Origin of the sequence: Mycolicibacterium hodleri (assembly GCF_025822245.1) — a bacterium.
Lineage (GTDB): Bacteria > Actinomycetota > Actinomycetes > Mycobacteriales > Mycobacteriaceae > Mycobacterium > Mycobacterium hodleri.
Genome location: NZ_JACKTL010000053.1, coordinates 1 through 24,535 on the forward strand (window position 1 = coordinate 1; position 24,535 = coordinate 24,535).

Annotated in this window: 21 protein-coding genes and 1 pseudogene; 18 read left to right on the plus strand and 4 right to left on the minus strand. The window is 68.4% G+C overall.

The window, feature by feature from the left end:
• From H7J06_RS22455 to H7J06_RS22505, 11 genes and pseudogenes are all read left to right on the plus strand, one after another.
• Window positions 1-191, plus strand: a pseudogene (locus H7J06_RS22455) (DUF6779 domain-containing protein); the annotation flags it as partial.
• Window positions 192-288: 97 nt separating this feature from the next.
• Window positions 289-1,224 carry a Rossmann-like and DUF2520 domain-containing protein gene (locus tag H7J06_RS22460; protein WP_264041401.1) on the plus strand — a complete coding sequence of 312 codons (936 nt, stop codon included), beginning with the start codon at window positions 289-291 and terminating at the stop codon, window positions 1,222-1,224.
• Window positions 1,221-2,165 carry a pantoate--beta-alanine ligase gene (panC, locus tag H7J06_RS22465; protein WP_264041402.1) on the plus strand — a complete coding sequence of 315 codons (945 nt, stop codon included), beginning with the start codon at window positions 1,221-1,223 and terminating at the stop codon, window positions 2,163-2,165. Before H7J06_RS22460 ends, panC begins: the two co-directional genes overlap by 4 nt.
• A 4-nt stretch (window positions 2,166-2,169) precedes the next feature.
• The gene (locus H7J06_RS22470) at window positions 2,170-2,985 is read left to right on the plus strand and encodes a type III pantothenate kinase (protein ID WP_264041403.1); all 816 of its coding nucleotides are present in this window, start codon (window positions 2,170-2,172) and stop codon (window positions 2,983-2,985) included.
• Between the two features lie 72 nt (window positions 2,986-3,057).
• Entirely contained in the window at window positions 3,058-5,538 is a 2,481-nt protein-coding gene (locus H7J06_RS22475; RefSeq protein ID WP_264041741.1) for a GcvT family protein, read from the plus strand.
• 13 nt (window positions 5,539-5,551) lie between these two features.
• On the plus strand, window positions 5,552-6,712 hold the full coding sequence (locus H7J06_RS22480) for an aromatic ring-hydroxylating oxygenase subunit alpha (protein ID WP_264041404.1): 1,161 nt from the start codon (window positions 5,552-5,554) through the stop codon (window positions 6,710-6,712).
• Between the two features lie 3 nt (window positions 6,713-6,715).
• Window positions 6,716-8,209 carry an aldehyde dehydrogenase family protein gene (locus H7J06_RS22485; protein ID WP_264041405.1) on the plus strand — a complete coding sequence of 498 codons (1,494 nt, stop codon included), beginning with the start codon at window positions 6,716-6,718 and terminating at the stop codon, window positions 8,207-8,209.
• Window positions 8,210-8,233: 24 nt separating this feature from the next.
• The gene (locus H7J06_RS22490; protein ID WP_264041407.1) at window positions 8,234-9,775 is read left to right on the plus strand and encodes an APC family permease; all 1,542 of its coding nucleotides are present in this window, start codon (window positions 8,234-8,236) and stop codon (window positions 9,773-9,775) included.
• Window positions 9,768-11,321 (plus strand): GMC family oxidoreductase, encoded by a 1,554-nt coding sequence (locus tag H7J06_RS22495; RefSeq protein WP_264041408.1) that lies wholly within the window; start codon window positions 9,768-9,770, stop codon window positions 11,319-11,321. The genes H7J06_RS22490 and H7J06_RS22495 overlap by 8 nt, the downstream gene beginning before the upstream one ends.
• Window positions 11,294-13,138, plus strand: a complete 1,845-nt coding sequence (locus tag H7J06_RS22500) for a putative nucleotidyltransferase substrate binding domain-containing protein (protein ID WP_264041409.1) — start codon at window positions 11,294-11,296, stop codon at window positions 13,136-13,138. Before H7J06_RS22495 ends, H7J06_RS22500 begins: the two co-directional genes overlap by 28 nt.
• Window positions 13,139-13,149: 11 nt before the next feature.
• Entirely contained in the window at window positions 13,150-13,959 is an 810-nt protein-coding gene (locus H7J06_RS22505) for an IclR family transcriptional regulator (protein ID WP_264041410.1), read from the plus strand.
• Window positions 13,960-13,965: 6 nt separating this feature from the next.
• On the opposite strand, the gene H7J06_RS22510 is transcribed toward H7J06_RS22505, so the two are convergent.
• Window positions 13,966-15,210: an amino acid deaminase gene (locus H7J06_RS22510; protein ID WP_264041411.1), complete on the minus strand. Its 1,245-nt coding sequence runs from the start codon at window positions 15,208-15,210 to the stop codon at window positions 13,966-13,968.
• 34 nt (window positions 15,211-15,244) lie between these two features.
• On the opposite strand from H7J06_RS22510, the gene lysS reads away from it, so the two are divergent.
• The 6 genes from lysS (at window position 15,245) to H7J06_RS22540 (ending at window position 21,809) form a co-directional block, all read left to right on the plus strand.
• Entirely contained in the window at window positions 15,245-16,771 is a 1,527-nt protein-coding gene (gene lysS, locus H7J06_RS22515; protein WP_264041413.1) for a lysine--tRNA ligase, read from the plus strand.
• A 114-nt stretch (window positions 16,772-16,885) separates the two neighbouring features.
• Window positions 16,886-17,227, plus strand: coding sequence for a histone-like nucleoid-structuring protein Lsr2 (gene lsr2, locus H7J06_RS22520; RefSeq protein WP_263997523.1), 342 nt, complete (start codon window positions 16,886-16,888; stop codon window positions 17,225-17,227).
• A gap of 255 nt (window positions 17,228-17,482) precedes the next feature.
• Entirely contained in the window at window positions 17,483-20,005 is a 2,523-nt protein-coding gene (clpC1, locus tag H7J06_RS22525; RefSeq protein WP_264041414.1) for an ATP-dependent protease ATP-binding subunit ClpC, read from the plus strand.
• 203 nt (window positions 20,006-20,208) lie between these two features.
• Window positions 20,209-20,424 (plus strand): CbtB domain-containing protein, encoded by a 216-nt coding sequence (locus H7J06_RS22530; protein WP_263997101.1) that lies wholly within the window; start codon window positions 20,209-20,211, stop codon window positions 20,422-20,424.
• A gap of 20 nt (window positions 20,425-20,444) precedes the next feature.
• Complete coding sequence (locus H7J06_RS22535) at window positions 20,445-21,251, plus strand: CbtA family protein (protein WP_264041415.1); 807 nt, start codon at window positions 20,445-20,447, stop codon at window positions 21,249-21,251.
• A gap of 6 nt (window positions 21,252-21,257) precedes the next feature.
• Entirely contained in the window at window positions 21,258-21,809 is a 552-nt protein-coding gene (locus H7J06_RS22540; protein ID WP_264041416.1) for a histidine phosphatase family protein, read from the plus strand.
• Window positions 21,810-21,819: 10 nt separating this feature from the next.
• On the opposite strand, the gene H7J06_RS22545 is transcribed toward H7J06_RS22540, so the two are convergent.
• Entirely contained in the window at window positions 21,820-23,151 is a 1,332-nt protein-coding gene (locus H7J06_RS22545; RefSeq protein WP_372515387.1) for a serine hydrolase, read from the minus strand.
• A 4-nt stretch (window positions 23,152-23,155) separates the two neighbouring features.
• Complete coding sequence (gene mhuD / locus H7J06_RS22550) at window positions 23,156-23,467, minus strand: mycobilin-forming heme oxygenase MhuD (RefSeq protein WP_264041417.1); 312 nt, start codon at window positions 23,465-23,467, stop codon at window positions 23,156-23,158.
• Between the two features lie 59 nt (window positions 23,468-23,526).
• Between mhuD and H7J06_RS22555 the strand changes: the two genes are divergently transcribed.
• Window positions 23,527-24,288, plus strand: a complete 762-nt coding sequence (locus H7J06_RS22555) for an alpha/beta fold hydrolase (RefSeq protein ID WP_264041418.1) — start codon at window positions 23,527-23,529, stop codon at window positions 24,286-24,288.
• On the opposite strand, the gene H7J06_RS22560 is transcribed toward H7J06_RS22555, so the two are convergent.
• Window positions 24,285-24,506, minus strand: a complete 222-nt coding sequence (locus tag H7J06_RS22560; protein WP_264041420.1) for a hypothetical protein — start codon at window positions 24,504-24,506, stop codon at window positions 24,285-24,287. The genes H7J06_RS22555 and H7J06_RS22560 overlap by 4 nt on opposite strands.
• Between the last annotated feature and the right edge of the window lie 29 nt (window positions 24,507-24,535).

Here is a 24,535-nt window from a genome sequence, read left to right on the forward strand (position 1 = left end):
CCCGCCGGACGCCGCCGACGCTGGCGACCCCGGCCGAAGCGCCGGACGCGCCGCCTGCGCGCCACCGCGGTGGCGACGAGGACGAGGAACCCGCCGGCCAGCACATCGGGGGTCAGCCGGTCTCCGAGCTGATGGCTCGATTGCAGGCCGGTGCCACCGGAGGCGGCCGTCGTCGGCGCCGCGAGGAGTGAGTTAGTCTCGACGCTGAGCTCATGATTCGACCGTCCGGTACCTGGCCCCGCCGGGACTGGAACGCCTGAAACCACTAGCCCTGCGAGGTCGTCTGCGATGGTGCAGCCCGACGGACTGCGTCCGGCCCGGCTCACGGTGGGCGTCATCTCCGCCGGCCGGGTGGGGACCGCATTGGGCGTCGCCCTGGAACGGGCCGAACACGTCGTCGTCGCCTGCAGTGCGATATCGCGCGCGTCGCGGCTGCGGGCCGAGCGCCGGCTCCCCGACACCCAGGTGCTGCCCGTCCAGGACGTCGCCGCCCAGGCCGAGCTGCTGATCCTGGCGATCCCGGACGTCGAGCTCGCCGGGGTGGTCGCCGGACTGGCCGCCACCGGATCGGTCCGGCCGGGCACCATCGTCGTGCACACCTCCGGCGCCAACGGCATCGCAGTGCTGGCCCCGCTGACCGAGCTCGGGTGCATCCCGCTGGCGATTCACCCGGCGATGACGTTCACCGGGTCCGACGAGGACATCGTCCGGCTCTCCGGTGCGTGTTTCGGCGTCACCGCGGCCGACGAGGTCGGGCACGCGGTGGCCCAGTCGCTGGTACTGGAGATCGGCGGCGAGCCGTTCGGCGTCCCGGAGGAGGCCCGGCCGCTGTACCACGCGGCCCTCGCCCACGGCGGCAACCACGTCGTCACCGTGGTACTCGACGCGGTGGAGGCGTTGCGGGCCGCACTGAGGGGGCAGGAACTGCTGGGTCAGGAAGCCGTCGGCGACGCCCCGGGCGGCATCGCCGAACGGGTGCTCGCCCCGCTGGCGCGCGCGTCGCTGGAGAACGCGTTGCACCGGGGTCAGGCCGCGCTCACCGGACCGGTGGCCCGCGGTGACGCCGCCGCCGTCACCGCTCATCTCGAGGCCCTCGAGGCCGTGAATCCCGAACTCGCACAGGCGTATCGGGCCAATTCGCTACGCACGGCGCAGCGGGCGCACGCCCCGGCCGACGTGTTCGCCGCGCTGGCCGGCCAGCCCAACGAAGGGGGTCGCCCGTGAGCGTCCGCAAACCGCCGAAGTTCACCCCGGGTGAGCTGAACGTCTACGCCAAGGTGCGCGACGTCGCCGGTGTCACCCGCGCGCTGCGCACCACCGGGCGACGCGTCGTCCTGGTGCCCACGATGGGGGCACTGCACGAGGGGCACCTGGCCCTGGTGCGCACGGCCAGGCGGGTCCCAGGAGCGGTCGTCGTCGTGTCGATCTTCGTCAACCCGTTGCAGTTCGGCGCTGGCGAGGACCTCGACGCATATCCCCGAACCCTCGACGACGACCTGGCGCTGCTACGGGGCGAGGGCGTCGAGATCGTGTTCACCCCGACCGCCGCCGACATGTATCCCCACGGTCAGCGGACCACGGTCCATCCCGGCCCGCTCGGCGCGGAGCTCGAAGGTGCTTCTCGCCCAACGCACTTCGCCGGGATGCTCACCGTCGTGCTGAAGCTGTTGCAGATCGTGCGGCCCGACCGGGCGTTCTTCGGCGAGAAGGACTATCAGCAGCTGGTGCTGATCCGGCAGATGTCCGACGACCTCGACCTCGACGTCCAGATCGTCGGGGTGCCGATCGTGCGGGAGGCCGACGGGCTGGCGATGTCCTCGCGCAACCGCTATCTCGACGAGGTGGAGCGCGAGCAGGCGGGAGCCCTGTCGGCGGCACTGCTCGCGGGCATGTACGCCGCCTCCCACGGGGCGACGGAGGCCCTCGACGCCGCTCGCGCCGTGCTCGACGAGGTGCCAGCGCTCGAGGTCGACTACCTCGAGATCAGGGATCCGTGGCTGGGTCCGGCACCCGCGGAGGGCCCGGCACGCATGGTGGTGGCGGTTCGGCTGGGGCACACCAGGTTGCTGGACAACATCGCGGTCGACGTCGGCGCGGCGGGGGGAATCGACGGCCATTCCCGGGTCGAGTCGGGTCAGAGCCGCGAACTGCCGTGGAGGAACTAGCGCCGTGCTGCTCGCGATCGACGTCCGCAACACCCACACCGTCGTCGGACTGATCTCCGGCTCGGGCGACCACGCAAAGGTCGTCCAACACTGGCGCATTCGCACCGAGGCCGAGGTGACGGCCGACGAGCTGGCCCTGACGATCGACGGTCTGATCGGTGACGACGCCGAGCGGCTGACGGGCGCCACCGGGCTGTCGACCGTACCGTCGGTGCTGCACGAGATCCGTCTGATGCTCGACCAGTACTGGTCCTCGGTGCCGCACGTCCTGATCGAGCCGGGGGTCCGGACGGGCATCCCGCTGCTCGTCGACAACCCCAAGGAAGTCGGCGCCGACCGGATCGTCAATTGCCTTGCCGCATACCAGAAGTACGCCAGCCCGGCGATCGTCGTCGACTTCGGTTCGTCGATCTGCGTGGACGTGGTGTCGGCCAAGGGTGAGTTCCTGGGCGGGGCCATCGCGCCGGGCATCCAGGTGTCCTCGGACGCGGCGGCGGCACGGTCGGCCGCGTTGCGGCGCGTGGAACTGACCCGCCCGCGGTCGGTGGTCGGCAAGAACACGGTGGAGTGCATGCAGGCCGGGGCGGTGTTCGGCTTCGCGGGCCTGGTCGACGGTCTGGTCAGCCGCGTCCGCCACGACGTCGAGGGCTTCGCCGGCGACGACGTCGCGGTCGTGGCCACCGGGCACACCGCGCCGCTGCTGCTGCCGGACCTGCACACCGTCGCCCACTACGACCAGCACCTCACCCTCGAGGGCCTGCGCCTGGTGTTCGAGCGCAACCAGAACGACACTCGCGGCAAGCTCCGACACGCTCGCTAGGCGTTTCCTCCTGTTGACGTGTGACCTCCGTCGGAGAATCATGTGTTGCGCATCGCAGTGTCGTTGCGCACCATGCAACAGTCGGAGGATCACTTGGCAGCCCCCAAGGTCGTCGTCATCGGTGCGGGAATAGTCGGAAGCTCACTGGCCGACGAACTCACCGCGCGAGGCTGGACCGACGTCACCGTGGTCGACCGCGGCCCGCTCTTCTCCACCGGCGGGTCGACCTCGCATGCCCCCGGCCTGGTGTTCCAGACCAATCCGTCGAAGACGATGACGGAGTTCGCGCAGTACACGGTGGCCAAGTTCGGCGCCCTCGAGCACGCGGGTGGGTGGGCCTTCAATCCGACCGGTGGCCTCGAGGTGGCGTCGACCCCGCAGCGCTGGGCCGATCTGCACCGCAAGGCCGGCTGGGCCCAATCCTGGGGGGTTCCAGGCGAACTGCTGACCCCAGGGCAGTGCGCAGAGATGCATCCGCTGCTCGACGCCGACCGCATCCTCGGCGGGTTCCACACTCCCACCGACGGTTTGGTCAAGGCGATCCGGGCCGTGGAGGCCCAGGCGCAGTCGGCCACCGCCCGCGGTGCGACGTTCCGCCCGCGCACCGAGGTGCTCGGCATCGTCGACGACGGCCGGAAGGTGACGGGCGTACGGACCGCCGACGGCGTCATCCCCGCCGACGTGGTGGTGTGCTGTGCCGGGTTCTGGGGTGCGCGGCTGGCCAAGCAGGTCGGCCTCGTCGTACCGCTGGTGCCGATGGCGCACCAGTACGCGACGACCGGCCGGATCGAGCCGCTCGTCGGACGCAACACGGAACTGACCGAGGCGACGCTGCCCATCCTGCGCCACCAGGATCAGGACCTGTACTTCCGCGAGCACGTCGACCGCATCGGCATCGGCTACTACGGGCACGACCCGATGCCGGTCGACGTCTCCACCCTGGCCGCCGACACCGCCGGTGAGCAGATGCCCTCCATGCTGCCCTTCACCGAGGAAGACTTCGTCCCTGCCTGGCGCGAGTCCACCAAACTGCTTCCCGTGCTCAACGATTCGAAGATCGAGCAGGGTTTCAACGGGATCTTCTCGTTCACCCCCGACGGCATGTCCATCATGGGGGAGCACCGCGAGCTCAGCGGCTTCTGGGTTGCCGAGGCGGTCTGGGTGACGCACTCGGCGGGCGTCGCCAAGGCCACCGCGGAATGGATCGTGGACGGAACCCCGTCCACCGACGTCCACGAATGCGACCTCTACCGCTTCGAGGACGTCGCCAAGACCGACGACTTCATCCTGACGACCAGTTCGCAGGCCTTCGTCGAGGTCTACGACATCATCCATCCGCATCAGTACCGCGAGGCGCTCCGCGGACTGCGGACCAGCCCGTTCTACGCCCGCCAACAGGACCTCGACGCGTTCTTCTTCGAGGGCGGCGGCTGGGAACGGCCCGCCTGGTACGAGGCCAACGCCGAACTGGCCCGCCGCCTCCGCGACGAGGGTCTGGCCTTCCCCGAGCGCGACGAATGGTCGGCGAAGTTCTGGTCCCCGATCTCGATTGCCGAGGCGCACTGGACCCGTCAGCACGTCGCCATGTACGACATGACCCCGCTCACCCGCTACGAGGTCGCGGGCCCAGGTGCGGTCGAGCTGCTCCAGCGGCTCACCACCAACGACGTCGACAAGAGCGTCGGGTCGGTGACCTACACGCTGATGCTCGACGAGACCGGCGGCGTCCGAAGCGATCTCACCGTCGCCCGGCTGGCCGCCGACCGCTTCCAGGTGGGCGCCAACGGGCCGATGGACTTCGACTGGCTCACCCGCCACCTGCCGGACGACGGCACCGTGACGGTCCGCGACGTCACCGGCGGCACGTGCTGCGTCGGTCTGTGGGGACCCGCGGCCCGCGACCTGGTGCAACCCCTGTGCCACGACGACCTGTCGCACGAGGGCTTCAAGTACTTCCGTGCCAAGGCGACGCACCTCGGGGCCATCCCGGTGACCATGATGCGGGTGTCCTACGTCGGCGAACTCGGCTGGGAGATCTACGCCGACGCCGCCTACGGCGCCGCGCTGTGGGACCTGTTGTGGACGGCCGGGCAGGACCACGGCGTCATCGCCGCAGGCCGGATCGCCTTCAACAGCCTCCGCATCGAGAAGGCCTACCGGTCGTGGGGCGCTGACGTGACGGCCGAGCACCATCCCGCCGCCGCCGGGCTCGACTTCGCGGTGCGGATGAGCAAGGACGACTTCGTCGGCAAGGCCGCCCTGATGGCGGCGTCGACACCGGAGAAGGCGTTGCGCAGCATCGTCTTCCACGATCCGACGGCCGTGGTGCTCGGCAAGGAGCCGGTGTACCTGGACGGCTCCCCGGACTGCGCCGGCTACGTGACCAGTGCTGCCTACTCGGCCACGATCGGACGCTGCATCGCCTATGCGTGGCTGCCCGCGTCGACCGCGCCCGGTGACGTGGTCGCCGTCGACTACCGCGGCAGCCGCTACGGCGCGACGGTGCACGCCGAACCGGTGGTGGACCCCGAGATGACCCGGATCAGGCGATGAGCAGAGGGAAGCGATGACCACGACCGAAGACTCGCCGGCACTGCTGGCCACGCTCGCCGGCGAGTTCTACACCAGCCCAACGATCTTCGCAGCCGAGCAGGACGAGATCTTCGAGAAGACGTGGTTCTGCGCCGCCCGCTCGAACGACTTGGCCAACCCGGGCCAGTTCAAGAACGTTCGGATCGGCCGCGAGAGCGTGCTGGTGGTCCGCGGCCGGGACGGCGCACTGCGGGCGTTCCTGAACGTCTGCCGCCACCGCGGCGCCGCGCTGTGCACCGAGTCCGAGGGCCAGGTCAAGCGAAGCCTGCAGTGCCCGTACCACGCATGGACCTACGCGCTCGACGGAAAGCTGATCGCCGCGCCCAACCTGGCGTCCCTCAAGGAACCGACCGGGGAGGGCATCGACCGCTACAAGTACGGTCTGGTCCCGGTGGCGCTCAAGGAGTGGCTCGGCTACGCCTGGGTCTGCCTGGCCGACGAACCGCCGTCGTTCGACGACGACGTGATCGGCGAGGTCACCCGCCGCCTCGGCAACCCGACCGCCGTCGACCACTACGGCGTGGAAAGCCTCAGCGTCGGCCGCCGGGTGGTCTACGACGTGGCGGCCAACTGGAAGCTCATCGTCGAGAACTTCATGGAGTGCTACCACTGCGCCACGATCCACCCGGAGCTCACCGAGGTGCTCCCGGAGTTCGCCCAGGGCCTCGCGGCGCAGTACTACGTGGGCCACGGCGCCGAATTCGGTTCCGACATCTCTGGTTTCACCATCGACGGCAGCGCCGGGTTCGAGACCCTTCCCGGCGTCACCGAGGACCAGGATCGGCGCTACTACGCGATCACCATCAAGCCGACGGTGTTCGTGAACCTGGTGCCCGACCACATCATCTTCCACCGGATGTACCCGCTCGCCCCGGACCGCACCATCGTCGAGTGCGACTGGCTGTACACCGCCGACGTGGTCGAGCAGGGGCGTGACGTCTCCCGGTCGGTCGAGTTGTTCCATCGGGTCAACGAGCAGGACTTCGAGGCCTGCGAGCGAACTCAGCCCGCCATGTCGTCGCGTGCCTATCGCAACGGTGGCGTGCTCGTTCCTTCCGAACACCACATCGCGGAGTTCCACGAGTGGGTAGTGTCCCGAATCGGCGAGCACGCCCACGCCAGCGACACGAGGTGACATGTGAACGGTGAGCCCGACCTCTACGTCGGAGGGCAGTGGCGCCACGCCTCCGACGCCGGGACCCGCGAGATCGTCAACCCGGCCGACGGCAGCGTCGCCGCCGTCGTCGACGAGGCAACCGACGCCGACGCCAGGGACGCCGTTCGGGCGGCGCGGGAGGCGTTCGACGACGGGGCCTGGCCCGCCACGCCGGTGGCCGAACGGGCCGCGCTTCTCGACCGGATCGCCGACCTGCTGCAGCGCGACCGGGAGGACCTGGCGCTGCTAGAGACCCGCGACACCGGGAAGACCCTGGCGGAGAGCAGGATCGACGTCGACGACGTGACGTCGGTGTTCCGGTACTACGCGAAGTTGGTCGGCGTGCAGGCCGACAGGGTGATCGACGTCGGCGACCCGGACGTCATCAGCCGGGTGGTACGCGAGCCCATCGGGGTGTGCGTCCTGATCGCGCCGTGGAACTATCCGCTGTTGCAGATGTCGTGGAAGATCGCCCCCGCGCTGGGCGCCGGTTGCACGATGGTCGCCAAGCCCAGCGAGGTCACGCCCCTGTCGACCATCGCCTTCGTGCACCTGCTGGAGGAGGCAGGCGTGCCCGCCGGCGTGGTAAACCTCGTCCAGGGCAGCGGTGCGGCACTCGGCGCCGCCCTCACCGACAACGGGGACGTCGACTTCATCTCGTTCACCGGCGGCCTCGCCACCGGGCGCACCATCGCCAAGGTCGCCGCCGAGCACGTCACCAAGGTGGCCGTCGAACTCGGTGGCAAGAACCCGCACATCGTGTTCGCCGACATCGGAACCGGGGATGCCTGGGACGCCGCGGTCGACCAGGTGCTGACGGGGGTGTTCCTGCACTCCGGACAGGTCTGCTCGGCAGGCACCCGACTGATCGTCGAGGAGTCCATCGCCGACGACTTCGTCACCGCCCTCGTCGCCCGCGCCGAGAAGATCCGAATGGGCGACGGCATGGATCCGGCCAGCGAGACCGGCCCCCTGGTGTCGGAACAACATCGGGCCAAGGTGGAAGCCCATGTGGCGTCGGCGATCTCGGAGGGGGCCAAGCTGGTCACCGGCGGCTCGCGACCCACCGATCCGGCGCTCGCGGCGGGCAGCTTCTACCTGCCGACGATCTTCGACCAGTGTGACCGATCAATGGCCATCGTTCAGGAGGAGACCTTCGGGCCGATTTTGACCGTGGAGCGGTTCACCGAAGAGGCCGAGGCGATTCGCCTCGGGAACGACACGGAATACGGTCTCGCGGCGGGCGTTCGTACGTCCGACCCGGCGCGGGGCGAACGTGTGGTGCGCGCGTTGAGGCACGGCACGGTGTGGCTGAACGACTTCGGCTACTACACCGCGGCAGCGGAGTGGGGCGGATTCGGGAAGTCTGGCAACGGTCGCGAGCTGGGCCCCACCGGGCTCGTGGAATATCAAGAGCTCAAACACATCTGGCACAACGTCGCGCCGAAGCCCGCAGGCTGGTTCAAAGGTGAATAGCCGAACCTTTCGAGAGGACGTCTCATGGCAGTCGACCCGAATGCACTAAGCGCCGACAGTGGCGGCTTGGACGACTTCGGTTACAAGGAATCCCTCGACCGAAGCATCGGCAAGTTCGCCAGCTTCGCCGCCGGGGTCAGCTACATCTCGATCCTCACCGGCACCTTCCAGCTCTTCTACTTCGGCTTCGGCACGGCAGGCCCGGCCTACCTGTGGTCGTGGCCGATCGTGTTCGTCGGCCAGATGGCGGTGGCGCTCTGCTTCATGGAGCTGGCCGCCAAGTACCCCGTGGCCGGCTCGGTCTACAACTGGTCCAAGAAACTCGGCAGCCGGATCGTCGGGTGGTCGTCGGGCTGGCTGATGCTGACTGCGTCGATCGTGACCATCTCGGCAGTGGTGCTGGCCTATCAGCTGAACCTGCCCCGCATCTGGAGCGGGTTCCAGATCATCGGCGACGGCACCGGGGAGTACGACTTCGCCGCCAACGCCGTGGTTCTCGGCAGCATCCTGATCGTGTTCACCACGGTCGTCAACGCGCTGGGCGTGAAGCTGATGGCGATGATCAACAGTGCCGGCGTGTTCATCGAGCTCATCGCCGCCGTCCTGATCGCGGTCATCCTGGCGGCCAGCACCACCCGCGGACCTTCGGTCTTCTTCTCCACCAACGGTTACGGCGCAGGTGAGAGTGGCGGCTGGCTTGGCGCGTTCCTGATCGCGTCACTCGCGTCGGGCTACGTCATGTACGGCTTCGACACCGCCAGCTCGCTGGGCGAGGAGACCGTCGAACCACGCCGCACCGCGCCCAAGGCCATCCTGCGCGCCATCCTGGCGTCGTTCGTCATCGGTGGCGCCATCCTCGTCTTCGCGGTGATGTCGGCACCCGACCTGAGTGATCCGAAGATCGGGGAGAGCACCGGCGGACTGCAGTACATCGTCGAGCAGGTGATGTGGGGACCGCTGGGCAAGGTGTTCCTGATCTGCATCGTCGTCGCCGTCACCGTCTGCACCCTGGCCGTGCACACCGCGGCGATCCGGTTGACGTTCGCGATGGCGCGGGACAACGCACTTCCCTTCGGCGACAAGCTCGCTCGCGTCAACCCGAAGACCCAGACGCCGATCATCCCGGCCGTCGTCATCGGCCTGATCGCGATCGTCATCCTCGTGATCAACATCGGGCAGCCGAAGATCTTCACCGTGCTGACGTCGATTGCCATCATCATGATCTACCTGGCCTACCTGATGGTCACCGGCCCGATGCTCAAGAAGCGCTTCCAGGGGCAGTGGCCGCCAAGGGATCTCAAGGAGGGCGGCTACTTCACGATGGGCAAGTGGGGCATGCCGGTGAACGTCGTCGCGGTGGTCTGGGGTGTCGGCATGGCCGTGAACCTGGCCTGGCCGCGGGTGGCCGTGTACGGCGACCCCTGGTACAACACCTGGGGCGCCTTCGTCTACATCGGCGTCATCCTCGGCGCAGGTCTGATCTGGTACGCCGTCAAGGGCCGCCACCACATCGGCACGCTGGAGTCGCATGCGGCAGTTGCGAAAGTCCCCGGTGTCGATGTCTGACGATCAGTTCGACTACGTCATCGCCGGCGGGGGGACGGCCGGTTGTGTGCTGGCCGCCCGCCTGTCGGAGGACCCCGACGTGACGGTCTGTCTCGTCGAGGCCGGACCGACCGACGTCGGAAACGACGACATCCTGCCGCTGGCGAAGTGGATGCACCTGCTCGACTCCGGCTACGACTGGGACTACCCGGTCGAGCCGCAGGAGAAGGGCAACAGCTTCATGCGGCACGCCCGCGCGAAGGTGCTCGGCGGCTGCTCGTCCCACAACTCGTGCATTGCGTTCCACCCGCCGGCGGAATGCCTCGACGAGTGGGTCGAGATGGGCGCCACGGGTTGGGGATCGGCCGACGTCCTGCCGCTGGTTCGGCGTGTGGAGACCAACGACGCACCGGGCGACCACGGCCACGACGGACCGGTCCGTCTGCAGGACGTGCCGCCCAACGATCCGTGCGGGGTTGCGATGCTGGAGGCGGCGGCGCTGGCCGGGCTGCCGACGGTGGCGTTCAACCGTGGCGAGACGGTGCGCAACGGCGCGGGTTGGTTCCAGATCAACGTGGGCGCCGACGGCACCCGCATGTCCACCTCGCATGCGTACCTGCACCCAATCCTGGACTCCCGCAAGAACCTCGAGGTCCGCACCGGCTGCTGGGTCTCCGAAATCCTGTTCGACGAGTCCAACGCCGCGACCGGCGTGCGGTACCAACGGCCCGATCTCACCGGCCACGACACCGTCTCGGCCCGTCGCGAGGTGATCGTCACCGCAGGATCGATCGACACGCCGAAGTTGTTGATGCTCTCCGGAATCGGCCCCGCCGAACACCTTCGCGAGATCGGCGTCGCAGTCCGGGTCGACTCACCGGGGGTGGGGTCCAACCTCGACGACCACGTCGAGGGACTGGTGTTCTGGGAGGCCGCCAAGCCGATGGTGACCACCTCGACGCAGTGGTGGGAGATCGGTCTGTTCACCTGCGTCGACGAGGGGATGACCCAGCCGGACCTGATGATGCACTACGGCAGCGTGCCCTTCGACATGAACACGTTGCGGCGCGGCTATCCGACGACGGACAACGGATTCTGCTTGACGCCCAACGTGACTCAGGGGCGATCGCGCGGAACCGTCCGGCTGCGCAGCCTGGACTACCGCGACCGGCCCCGAGTCGACCCCCGCTACTTCACCGACCCCGAGGGCTATGACGAGCGGATCATGCTGGCCGGTCTCCGGCTGGCCCGCACGATCGCCGGGCAGGCCCCGCTGAAGGGCTGGATCGCGCGCGAGCTGGCGCCTGGGCCCGACGCGACCACCGACGACGAGCTGCTGGACTACGTGCACCAGACGCACAACACCGTCTACCACCCGGCGGCCACCGCCCGGATGGGAGCGGTGACCGACCCGATGGCCGTCCTCGATCCGCAGTTGTGCGTCAAGGGCGTCTCCCGGCTGCGGGTGGTCGACGCGTCGGCCATGCCCAAGCTGCCCGCGGTGAACCCCAACATCACCGTGATGACCATGGCCGAGAAGTGTGCGGACTTGATCCGGGGGAGCTAAGCCAGTTCCTGGGCGAGCACACGCCGTTCCAGTCCGCGTCCGCCGACGAGCTGGCGGACCTGGCGGCCGGGTCGACGGTGGCCACGTTCGCCACCGGCGCGGTGATCGCCGACTACTCGGCGCAGGTGCCCGGCGACGTGTGGATGGTGTGCACGGGCCGCGTGACGCTGCAGGCGGCCGACGGTGCGGCGGTCGACGTCGTCGAACCCGGCGGCATCTTCGGGTACACGCCGCTGCTCACCGGTGGCGGCATGGAGTTCGTGGCGCGGGCCGCGGAGCCGAGCACGCTGATCCGGCTGCCCGGCGAACAGGTGCGCACCCAGTTCGCGACCCCGGCGGGATTGGCGTTCCTGGCGTCGTCGGCGTGGAGCGTCGACGCCGGCAGCCGCCCCGCCCTGGTTCCCGTCGCCGACAGCAGGCCGGTCGGCGAACTGGTCCACGGCGACGTCCTGCTCGTCACGCCCGACGTCTCGGTGCGCGACGCCGTCATCAGGATGACCGAGCGGCACGTCTCCTACGCGCTGATCGCGTTGCCCGACGGGGAGTACGGCATCTTCACCGACCGGGATCTGCGGACGCGCGTCGTCGCCGCCGGGCTGTCGGTGGAGGTGCCGATCACCCGCGTGATGAGCGCCCCCGCGCGCCGGGTCACCGCCGACCTGACCGCCGAGACCGTGCTGATGTCGATGCTCGAGAGCGGGCTTCGGCACATGCCGGTCACCTCGGCCCGCGGACAGGTCGTCGGCGTTCTCGAGGACGCCGACCTGTTGGCCGCCTCGGCGAGGCAGAGCTTCACGCTCCGGCGTTCCATCGGACTGGCCGCCGACGCCGCCGAACTACAGGCCGCCGCACAGCGCGTCACCCATACGGCGAGCGCGCTGTTTCGCAGCGGCACCAAGGCCTCGGCGACCAGCGGCATCCTCTCCATCGTGATCGACAGCGTGGTCCGGCGGGCCCTCGAGCTGGCACTCGCCGAGGCGCCGGCGGACGCGGGCACCCCGACCTCGGGGTTCGCGTGGCTGACCCTCGGCAGCATCGCCAGGCGCGAGGCCATGCCGTCCTCCGACGTCGACAGTGCACTGTCGTGGCGCGACGACCTGTCGCCGGCCGGCGATCAGCTGAGGGCCATCGCCCGGCGCACCCACGACATCCTCGACGGGTGTGGGTTGCCGTCGGACAGCAACGGCGCGGTCGCCGCGAGCCCGAACTTCGCCCGCTCGCAGGGTGACTGGGCACGCGCCGCCCGGGGCTGGCTGGACGACCCGCTCGTCGGCAAGGGGTTGATCTTGTCCTCGCTGCTGCTGGACGGCCGGGTGGTCTGGGGTGAGCCCGCGCTGCACACGGTCCCGGCGGCGTACCGCAGGATGCGTGCCGAACACCCGAACGCGTTGCGGCTGCAGTTGCTCGACGCGTTGTCCGGGCGGGTGCGCACGCGGTCGCTGCGCGACGTGCTGTCGCGGCGGGGCGGCACCTTCGACCTGAAGAGTCACGCGGTGACCCCGATCGTGAACCTCGCGCGGTGGGGCGGTCTCGTCGGCGACGTCGCCTCGGCGTCGACCCCGGCCCGGCTGACGGCGGCCGCGGCGTGCGGCGCGCTCGGTGACCGGGACGCGGCGACCCTCGGCGAGGTCTTCGGGATGCTGCAGCGGTTGCGGATGACCCACCAGGTCGAGCAACTCGTCGCCGGACACAGTCCCGGTGACGTCGTCACCATGTCCGAGCTGTCCCCGCTGAACCGGAGCCTGCTCAACGACGGCCTGCGCGAGATCGCCGCGGTGCGCAGACGTGTCGGCAACTTCGGCATCCCGGCCATATAGGGTCGGATTCGATGCCACGACCGGACAGCAGGACCCCCGAAGACGGCGGACGGTCTGCGTCCGTCCAGTCCGTGGATCGCGCCCTGCTGGTCATGGAGATCCTGGCGACCCTCGGCCAGGCCGGGGTCACCGAGATCGCCGCGGAACTCGGCGTACACAAGTCGACCGTGTCGCGGATCGTCTCGGTGCTGGAGGCCCGCGGCTACGTCGAGCAGCTCGCCGACCGGGGCAAGTACCGGCTGGGCTTCGCCATCGCCAGACTGGCGCGCGCCGGCAGTGGCCAACTGGACCTGGTCAAGCAGAGCCAGGCGGCATGCGACGCGCTGGCGTTGGAGTCCGGTGAGACCACCAACCTCGCCGTCCTCGACGGCGCCCGGATCGTCAACGTCGCCGAAGCGATCGGTGCCGCAGGCATCGCGCTGCGCACCTGGGTCGGTCAAAGCTGCCCGGCGCACGCCACCTCGAGCGGCAAGGTGTTGCTGGCCTCCCTCGACGAGGCCGAGCTGCGCGCGTGCCTGGGGGCTCGGCTCGAGTCCTTCACCGACACCACCGTGACGACGCGCAGCGCCCTGCAGGCCGAACTCGACGTGGTGCGCGAGAACGGGTGGGCCTGCGTACGGGAGGAGCTGGAGGTCGGGCTCAACGCCGTCGCCGCACCCGTCTACGACGCCGAGGGCACGGTGGTCGCGGCCCTGAGCGTGTCCGGGCCGTCCTACCGGCTCGGCGAAGACGAGTTCGACGCCACCGCCAAGCGCACCGTCGCGGCCGCCGAGACGATCAGTCGGCGCCTTGGCTGGATCGACATCTCCACCCGGCCGTAGGACTCGTCAGAAGAACGTGCGGACCAGGTCGACCACCCGGCCATCGTCGTCGAGCACCGGGATCAGCTGCCACTTGTCGAACACGGTGCACGGATGCGAGATCCCGAATTCGAGCCAGGTCCCCACCTCGACGCGGTCGCGGTCGTCGGGTCCCACCCGCAGATAGGCGTGCTGGTCGTTGAGCTTGGTCACGCCACCCTGGGCCATCCGGTAGGGCACCGGGAGGTCTTGGTCGAAGGACACGTCTCGGCGGCCCATCGTCACCAGCGCCAGATCGGGTTCGGGCCGCGACGTCACCTGTGCCCAGACGGTCAGCGCGGGCCGGAGGACGTCGGCCAGCGGCGAGGTGCGCCCGTAGAGGCCGTCGTCGTGGGTGAGGTAGCACCCGCTGCGCAGGACCGTGCGGACCGGGCCGACGCCCGACCATCCGGTCAGTTCGTCGGCGACCACGTCGAAGTACGTGCTGCCGCCGGCAGTGACCAGCACCTCGTCGCCCTGGAACGCCGTCGCCAGGCGGACCACCGAAGAGCGCAGCTCCCGCAGGTAGGCGCGCACCCGCTCGCGTGCCTCGTGGGTCACGTCGTGGCCCGTGGCGGCTTCGTAACCCGCGACCCCGACCAAGCGCAGCTGGCCGGACTCGGCCGCGGCCCTGGCGACGGCGTCGACCTCGTCGTCGCTGCGGCATCCGGTGCGACCACCGGGCATGCCCACCTCGACGCACACGTCGAGCGGTCGTCGGGCCCCGGCGTCGGCCAGCGTGGCCGACATCGTCTCGACGCCGCGCACCGAGTCGACCCAGCACACCAGGTCAAAGTTCGGGTCGTCGTCCAATTCGCTTGCCAACCAACGCAACCCGGCGTCGTCGACCAGTTCGTTGGCCAGCACGACGCGGTCGACGCCGAACGCGCGAAACGTCCGCACCTGGCTGATCGTCGCCAGGGTGACCGCCGTGGCGCCCGCGTCGAACTGCCGCACGAGCAGCTGCGGTGCCATGTGGGTCTTGCCGTGCGGGGCCAATTCGACGCCCCGGTCGCGGCACCACTCGGCCATCGTCGACAGATTGTGGGCGAGGGCGGATTCGCGCAGCACGCACAGCGGCCCGACGGCGCCGTCGGCGAACGGGTCGACGCCGGCGGCGCACACCTGGGCCGGTGTCCGTCCCCACCACTGCGACGGCAGGCCCTTGTATCGCCAGTCGAGCGACTCGTCGGACAGGGCGGCGACCGCAGTCGCGTCGACGGTCGCGGGCATCATCCCATTCAAGCCTCATTTAAGCTGGCACGTCGTGAGCTCCGCAGATGTCCCCGAGGCCGGCCCGAAGAACGACGACTCCGATCTACCCGAGCAGTTCCGGATCCGGCAGGCGAAGCGGGAACGACTGCTCGCCGACGGCCGCAACCCCTACCCGGTCGAGGTGCCCCGCACCCACACCCTCGCCGAACTCCGGACCCGATACGCCGATCTGGAGGTCGACACCAAGAGCGGTCAGATCGTCGGCATCGCGGGTCGCGTCGTCTTCGCCAGGAACTCCGGGAAACTGTGCTTCGCAACGCTGCAGGAGGGTGACGGCACCCAGTTGCAGGCGATGATCAGCCTGGACGGCGTGGGCAAGGAGTCGCTGGACGCGTGGAAGTCCGACGTCGACCTCGGTGACATCGTGTTCGTGCACGGCGAGGTGATCAGTTCGCGACGTGGCGAATTGTCCGTGCTTGCCGATTCCTGGCAGATCATCTCCAAGGCGTTGCGCCCGCTGCCCGTTGCGCACAAGGAACTCAGCGAGGAATCGCGGGTTCGGCAGCGTTACGTGGACCTGATCGTGCGACCGGAGGCCCGCACCATCGCCCGCCAGCGCATTGCGGTCGTCCGTGCGGTGCGGTCGGCATACGAGCGACGCGGTTTTCTCGAAGTGGAAACGCCGATGCTCCAAACCTTGGCGGGTGGCGCCGCGGCGCGCCCATTCGTGACGCACTCCAATGCCCTCGACGCCGATCTGTTCCTGCGCATCGCGCCGGAGTTGTTCCTCAAGCGTTGCCTGGTCGGTGGTTTCGAGAAGGTGTTCGAGATGAATCGGAACTTTCGAAACGAAGGCGCGGATTCCACGCATTCGCCGGAATTCGCCATGCTCGAGACTTATCAAGCCTACGGAACGTATGACGATTGCGCCGTCGTGACGCGTGAGGTTATTCAAGAGGTGGCCGACGAGGCGATTGGCACCCGAAACGTGCCACTGCCCGATGGCAGTACCTACGATCTCGACGGAGAATGGGCGACCGTCGAAATGTACCCGTCGTTGTCCGAGGCACTCGGTGAGGAAATCACCCCCGATACCCCGGCCGATCACCTATGGTCGATTGCCGACGCGCGCGGCGTCGAAATAGCCCGCGATCGCGGATTTGGACACGGCAAGTTGGTGGAGGAACTCTGGGAGGACGCCGTCGGAGTCGACCTCTGGGCGCCCACCTTCGTGCGGAACTTTCCCGTGGAGACCTCGCCGTTGACGCGTGAGCACCGCAGCATTCCCGGCGTCACAGAGAAATGGGACCTGTACGTCCGGAACTTCGAATTGGCCACCGGCTACACCGAATTGATCGATCCCGTGGTGCAACGGGAGAGATTCGAAGCCCAAGCCAGGGCTGCGGCCGCGGGTGACGACGAGGCAATGGTCCTCGACGAGGACTTCCTCTCGGCATTGGAGTACGGGATGCCGCCGACCGCGGGTACGGGAATGGGTGTCGACCGCTTGTTGATGGCGCTGACGGGCTTGTCGATTCGCGAGACGGTTTTGTTTCCCCTCGTACGTCGGCAGGGCTAGCCGGAAGCCGTTTCATACTTTTGTGTTGAATTGCGTCGATTCCTGTGCCAACATTGTTCAGGGTTTCGAGCGAAGTATGACTACGCGCCCGTTCAGAAGGGGCAGTGTGAGCCAATGGCCAAAAAGGTGACCGTCACGTTAGTCGATGATTTCGACGGTGAGGGTTCTGCCGACGAGACCGTCGAATTCTCTCTCGACGGCGTCAGCTATGAGATCGACCTTTCGTCGAAGAATGCGACGAAACTCCGTGGAGATCTCAAGCAATGGGTAGAGGCGGGTCGCCGCGTCGGTGGCCGTCGCCGTGGTCGTTCGGCCGGATCGGGCCGCGGTCGCGCGACGATCGACCGCGAACAGAGCGCCGCCATTCGGGATTGGGCGCGCCGAAACGGGCACAGTGTTTCCACGCGCGGCCGCATTCCGGCTGACGTCATCGACGCATTTCACGCGGCAACATAGCGACGCATAACTGGTTCACCGCATTCGCGGCCGCAACGGCCTCGAGTTTTCGCTAGCGGCGAAGCGGTGGCGGAACCGATCCTCGGGTATCGGGCGTTGGACTCCCTGCGGCGCGGAAACGGTCACCGTTTGGTCTTTCACTAGGAGAGGACAAGCGGGGCACCCCGGGCCGCCGCCCACTACAGTGGACGTCAAGTGCAGAGCACGGTTCGCCGTGTGAGGACTGCGCTATCTACGGAGGGCAGGTAACCACCGATGTTCGAACGCTTCACAGACCGCGCGCGGCGCGTCGTCGTCCTGGCTCAAGAAGAGGCCAGGATGCTGAACCACAACTACATCGGCACCGAGCACATCCTCCTTGGCCTCATTCACGAAGGCGAGGGTGTTGCGGCGAAGTCGCTCGAGTCGCTGGGGATCTCGTTGGAGGGTGTCCGCAGCCAGGTCGAGGAGATCATCGGACAGGGCCAGCAGGCTCCGTCCGGTCACATCCCCTTCACCCCGCGCGCCAAGAAGGTGCTGGAGCTGAGCCTGCGCGAGGCGCTGCAGCTCGGCCACAACTACATCGGCACCGAGCACATTCTGCTCGGCCTGATTCGTGAAGGCGAAGGCGTCGCCGCCCAGGTCCTGGTCAAGTTGGGGGCTGAGCTGACGCGCGTGCGTCAACAGGTCATCCAGTTGCTCAGCGGCTACCAGGGCAAGGAGACCGCCGAGACCGGCACGGGCGGCCGCGGCGGCGAGGCGGGCAACCCGTCGACGTCGCTGGTGCTCGACCAGTTCGGTCGCAACCTGACCGCAGCCGCGATGGAGGGCAAGCTCGACCCCGTCATCGGCCGCGAGAAGGAAATCGAGCGGGTCATGCAGGTCCTGAGCCGCCGCACCAAGAACAACCCGGTGCTGATCGGCGAGCCCGGCGTCGGCAAGACCGCCGTCGTCGAGGGCCTGGCCCAGGCCATCGTGCACGGCGACGTGCCCGAGACGCTGAAGGACAAGCAGCTCTACACCCTGGACCTCGGGTCTCTGGTGGCCGGCAGCCGCTACCGCGGTGACTTCGAGGAGCGCCTGAAGAAGGTCCTCAAGGAGATCAACACTCGCGGCGACATCATCTTGTTCATCGACGAGTTGCACACGCTCGTCGGCGCGGGTGCGGCCGAGGGTGCCATCGACGCTGCGTCGATCCTGAAGCCGAAGCTGGCCCGCGGTGAGCTGCAGACCATCGGTGCGACCACCCTCGACGAGTACCGCAAGTACATCGAGAAGGACGCCGCCCTGGAGCGTCGCTTCCAGCCGGTGCAGGTGGGCGAGCCGACCGTCGAGCACACCATCGAGATCCTCAAGGGTCTGCGTGACCGGTACGAGGCGCACCACCGCGTCTCGATCACCGACGGTGCGATCGTCGCGGCGGCCACGCTGGCCGACCGCTACATCAACGACAGGTTCTTGCCCGACAAGGCGATCGACCTGATCGACGAGGCGGGCGCCCGGATGCGCATCCGCCGGATGACCGCTCCGCCAGACCTGCGCGAGTTCGACGAGAAGATCGCCGACGCCCGCCGCGAGAAGGAATCTGCGATCGACGCGCAGGACTTCGAGAAGGCGGCCAACCTCCGTGACCGCGAGAAGACCCTGGTCGGCCAGCGCGCCGAGCGGGAGAAGCAGTGGCGTTCGGGTGACCTGGACGTCGTGGCCGAGGTCGACGACGAGCAGATCGCCGAAGTGCTCGGCAACTGGACCGGCATCCCCGTGTTCAAGCTGACCGAGGCCGAGACCACGCGTCTGCTCCGCATGGAGGACGAGATCCACAAGCGGATCATCGGCCAGGTGGACGCCGTCAAGGCCGTCTCGAAGGCGATCCGTCGTACCCGTGCCGGACTGAAGGATCCCAAGCGTCCCTCGGGCTCGTTCATCTTCGCCGGCCCGTCCGGTGTCGGTAAGACCGAGCTCTCCAAGGCGCTGGCCAACTTCCTGTTCGGCGACGACGACGCGCTCATCCAGATCGACATGGGCGAGTTCCACGACCGCTTCACCGCGTCGCGGCTGTTCGGTGCCCCTCCCGGGTACGTCGGCTACGAAGAGGGCGGCCAGCTCACCGAGAAGGTGCGCCGCAAGCCGTTCTCCGTCGTGCTGTTCGACGAGATCGAGAAGGCGCACCAGGAGATCTACAACACGCTGCTGCAGGTGCTCGAGGACGGCCGTCTCACCGACGGTCAGGGCAGGACGGTGGACTTCAAGAACACCGTGCTGATCTTCACCTCGAACCTCGGTACGTCCGACATCAGCAAGGCGGTGGGCCTCGGCTTCACCCAGGGTGGCGGCGAGAACAACTACGAGCGGATGAAGCTGAAGGTCAACGACGAGCTGAAGAAGCACTTCCGCCCGGAGTTCCTGAACCGCATCGACGACATCATCGTCTTCCACCAGCTGACGAAGGAAGAGATCGTCCAGATGGTGGAGCTGATGATCGCCCGCGTCGGTAACCAGCTCAGGGCCAAGGACATGACCATGGAGCTGACCGACAAGGCGAAGTCGCTTCTGGCCAAGCGTGGCTTCGACCCGGTGCTGGGTGCCCGTCCGTTGCGGCGGACCATCCAGCGCGAGATCGAGGACGCCTTGAGCGAGAAGATCCTCTTCGACGAGGTCGGTCCGGGTCAGGTCGTCACGGTCGACGTCGACAACTGGGACGGCGAGGGTGCCGGCGAGGACGCGGTGTTCACCTTCGTCGGTGCCACCCGGCCCGTCGTCGACGCACCGGATCTGGCCCCGGCCGGCGCCCCGGAGTAATCGGGCAGCGCTCAGCGCACACGAAATGGGCGGTATCCCTCACGGGGTACCGCCCATTTCGTCGTCTGTGCCTATGATGCTCGAGTAACCGACGCACGAAGGAATGCTGGTGAAAATCCAGAGCGGTCGCGCCACTGTGAAAGTCAGACCCGACGTACGTCAACCGTGATACGGGACGCGAACTCCCGAAAGGACACCTTCACATGACCACTTCTGACACCCGCCGGAGCGCTGCTCCCGCAATCGACTTCACCGCCACCAAGGCGGCCCTCTGGCTGTCGCTGACGGCCTTCTTCGCTCTGCTGGTGCTGTACTTCGTCGGCGTCGACCAGGGCGCCACGTCGGTGTTCGGCGACAACATGTACATCCACGAATTCGTGCACGACGCGCGTCACCTCCTCGGGTTCCCCTGCCACTGACCGGCAGGAGAAACCCCACGATGGAAAAGCGAATCATTGGGCGCGGCCTTGTGGCCGGCGCCGTCGCAGGCCTGCTCGCGTTCGTCTTCGCGAAGATCTTCCTGGAGCCCGTGATCGGGCGGGCGATCGACTTCGAGGACGGCACGTCCGCCGCGCACGAGGCCATGGAGATGGGCACGAGCGGGCACAGCCACGGCGAGGGTGGCGAGTTGTTCAGCCGCGGCATCCAGTCGACGGTCGGCATGGGCTTCGGCGTGCTCCTGTTCGCCGTGGCGATGGGCGCGCTGTTCGCCGTCGTCTTCGCGGTGGTCCACGGGCGGGTCGGCGACGTCTCGGCCCGCATGCTGTCGGTGTTGGTGGCGGCCGCGATGCTGGTCTCACTGTGGATCGTCCCGGCCCTCAAGTACCCGCCGAATCCGCCGGCGACCAGCGAGCACTCCACGATCTTCCAGCGCTCGCTGCTGTATCTGCTGATGGTCGGATTGTCGGCGCTGCTGATGGTCGCCGCGGTCTACCTCGGGCGCCAACTGGCCCCCAAGCTCGGCGCCTGGAACGCCACCCTGGTCGGCGGCGCGTCGTACCTCGTCGCGGTGTTCGTGGTGATGCTGATCCTGCCCACGATCAACGAGACCCCCGGTCCGATCGTCGACGGCGCGGGCGTCATCGTCTTCCCCGGTTTTCCGGCGGTGGACTTCTACGAGTTCCGGCTGTACACGTTCCTCACCCAGCTGATCGTCTGGACGACGATCGGCCTGGTGTTCGCGACGTCGATCTCGAAGGTGTTGGACGGCAAGCGAAGCGAGTCGAGCGCCAGCACCGCGGCGTAACCGACGGTGAGTGAAATCGTCCGGCTGACCCTCGTCTCCCACGCCATGACGGATGCGATGGCGGCCGGACGATTTCCGCGTGACGAGGCCCTGAACGCGCTGGGGCAGCGTCAGGTCGACGCGACCGTCGACCTCGGCGTCGTCGACGCCGCGGTGTGTGCGCCGGAGACGCGCACCAGGCAGACTGCGGAACTCCTTGGGTTGCGCGCCGAAACCGAGCCCATGTTGTCGGACCTCAACTGCGGCTCGTGGCGGGGCAACGTGCTCGGTGGCGTGGGAGCGGGCGAGTTGACGCTGTGGCTCACCGATCCCACCCAGGCACCCCACGGCGGCGAGTCCGTGGTCGACCTCGTCACCCGCGTCGGCGGCTGGCTTGACTCGCTGTCGGATCGGCGGGGACGACTGGTCGCGGTGACGCATCCCAGCGTCGTGCGCGCCGCGGTCGTCTACGCCCTGAGCGCGCCGTCGACGTCCTTTTGGCGCGTCGACGTCGGACCCGTCTGCCGTACCGTCATGCACCTTCGCGGCGGCTCGTGGACGCTGCGATCCACCGGCTGAGACCGGTGGCTCAGGCGGGCTGAACGAGGCCGAACGCGCCCTGCGCGATCGAGAGCAGCCAGCTGGCCACCGTCAGGCTTCGGAACTTCGGCCAGGTCATCTGGAAGCTGACCACCCAGGCTTGTCCCGTGCGGTCGACGGCATACCAGCTGAAACCGATGTCGCCAGGCAGGTTTCCGCCCTTGGCGCCGATGTAGGTCCACTTCGTCTTGTCGAGCTCGATGCCGGGCGTCACCGCGAGCACGTCCTTGACCGGCGCCGCGGGACCGACGGCGTCGGTCTGCAGGGCGGCGTGCACGCGGCAGATGTCGCCCGCGGTGCCGTACCACTCGGCGCCGTACGGGGAGGCCGGCGTGTGCGTGCGCGTCGGATCCGGTTCGTAGTGGCGGGAATCCGTCTGCGCGATCAGTCGAGCGCGGTCCGCGGGCGACCCGCTCTTCCACTGCTCGCGAAGGTCCGGTGTTCCCCACCCGACCGAGAACATCTGGTGCGTCGTGGGAAACGGCGTCAGGCTGGCCGGGTCGTGGTGGCCGGCGCGAACCAGGGCGCGGTGCAGGGCGTCCGGCCCGACGCGCGCCATCAACAGGTCCGTGGCCATGTTGTCGCTGGCCGAAATCATCTGTTGCGCAGCGTCTCTCACCGACACCCGGGACCCGGGGGGCAGGTCCTCGAAGCCGGCCGACCCCACCGCCTTGTCCTCCTTGGTGATGGTCAGCTGATCGTTCCAGCCGACCCGGCCCGCGTTGACCTCGTCGGCCAGGGCCAACAGCACGTAGAGCTTGAAGATCGAGGCCAACGGCAGCGAGTCGTCGACGTGGGTGCCGGCGACCGTACTGCAGGTGCCGTCGGTGACCTTGGAGACCTGATAGGAGTAGTGCGCGCCGGTCTTGGTGAGCTGGGCGTCGACGTCGGACCACTGCGTGATCGTCGGCTTCTGCAGCGTGACCTTGAAGCGGTCGACCAGCCCGGCGTCGTTGGTGCGAAGCTCGACGTCCTGGCCGACGCCGTAGGACGTCAGCAGGTGCAGGGTGGCCTGGCCCGCGCCGTAGTCGATGCCCGACACCGTGAAGGGCCGGTCCCACCACATCCGGTCCATCATGAACGCGACGTCGTCGACCTGGGGTTTGGCGGCGAGCGTGGCGACGCTGACGACGCCGATCGGCCAATCCGAGTTCAGCATGTCGACGGTCTGCTTGGCGCGCAGGCCGGGGGGCGTGTTCGTCTCGATGTGGGCGCCGTAGGCCGCCTCGGCCGGAGCGGTCGGACCGGCGTTGGAGCATCCGCAAGCCAGGGCGGCGATCAGAGTGGCGGCGACACCGATCGCCGTCGCCCGCCGTCCCACCTAGCTACGCTCCCGACCGCTGAACGTCCAACACGACCTCGAACTCGAGGAGCGACGCACCGGTGGCGACGGGGTTCGCGCGCTGACCGGCGTGGGCCTCGACGGCCGGGCCGCTCGCCCACGCCGCGAACGCCTCTTCGGACTCCCACTGCGTCACCACGAAGTAGCGGTCCTCGCCCTTGACCGGGCGCAGCAACTGGAAGCCGAGGAAGCCGGGCTGGCCGTCGACCGCGTGCGCACGGTTGGCGAACCGCTTCTCCAACTCGGGGCCTGCGTTGGGCGGAACCTCGATCGCGTTGATCTTCACCACTGCCATGGGCTCCACGTTACCGGTTCGTTATCTCCGGCCGGTGAGCTGCTGCCAGGATGTCGGACATGCGTTCGCCACTGCTCACGGGTCGCGGCGGTGACGGGCAGCCGATCGTTCTGGTGCACGGGCTGATGGGCCGCGGGTCGACGTGGTCGCGCCAGCTGCCCTGGCTGACCGCACTTGGCGAGGTCTACACCTACGACGCGCCGTGGCACCGCGGTCGCGACGTCGACGACCCGCACCCCGTCAGCACGGAGCGCTTCGTCGCCGACCTCGCCGATGCCGTCGAGTCGCTCGGCCGGCCCGCCGTGATGGTCGGACATTCGATGGGCGGTCTGCATTCGTGGTGCCTCGCCGCGGCGCGGCCCGAGTTGGTCACCGCGCTGGTGGTGGAGGACATGGCCCCGGACTTCCGCGGCAGGACGACGGGGCCGTGGGAGCCCTGGCTGCACGCGCTGCCCGCCGAGTTCGGCTCGGAGCAGCAGGTGCTTGACGAGTTCGGGCCGGTGGCCGGGCGGTACTTCGTCGAGGCGTTCGATCGCACCGAGACCGGGTGGCGGCTTCATGGCCGGCCCGAACGATGGATTGAGATCGCCGCTCAGTGGGGAGTCCGCGACTACTGGCAGCAGTGGCAGGCCGTGCGCGTCCCCACGCTGCTGGTCGAGGCGGGCAACTCCGTCACCCCGCCCGGCCAGATGGAGCGGATGCGGTCGACCGGGGCGCAGGTGACGTACCTGAGGGTGCCTGGGGCCGGCCACCTCGTGCACGACGACGCGCCACGGGAGTACCGCGATGCGGTGGAACCGTTTCTGGCCCAGTTCGCCTAGCGGTGTTCGCCGGTCGCGCCCGAGGTCGGCCAGGTGGGCTGATGCTCGAAGCGGGTCCGCGCGGCGTCGACCTCGTGCAGCACGCGGTAGTAGTCGGGGTCGCCGAATTCCCTGAGCAGGGCGCGGCGAACCGAGTCGTTGCGATGGCTGGCCCAGCTCAGCAGCGCGGCCAGCGCGAAGGGGGCGGACAGAATCAGGAAGGCGAGTATCACGTTCATGGCAGCAAGTATTCGACCGAAAACATTCC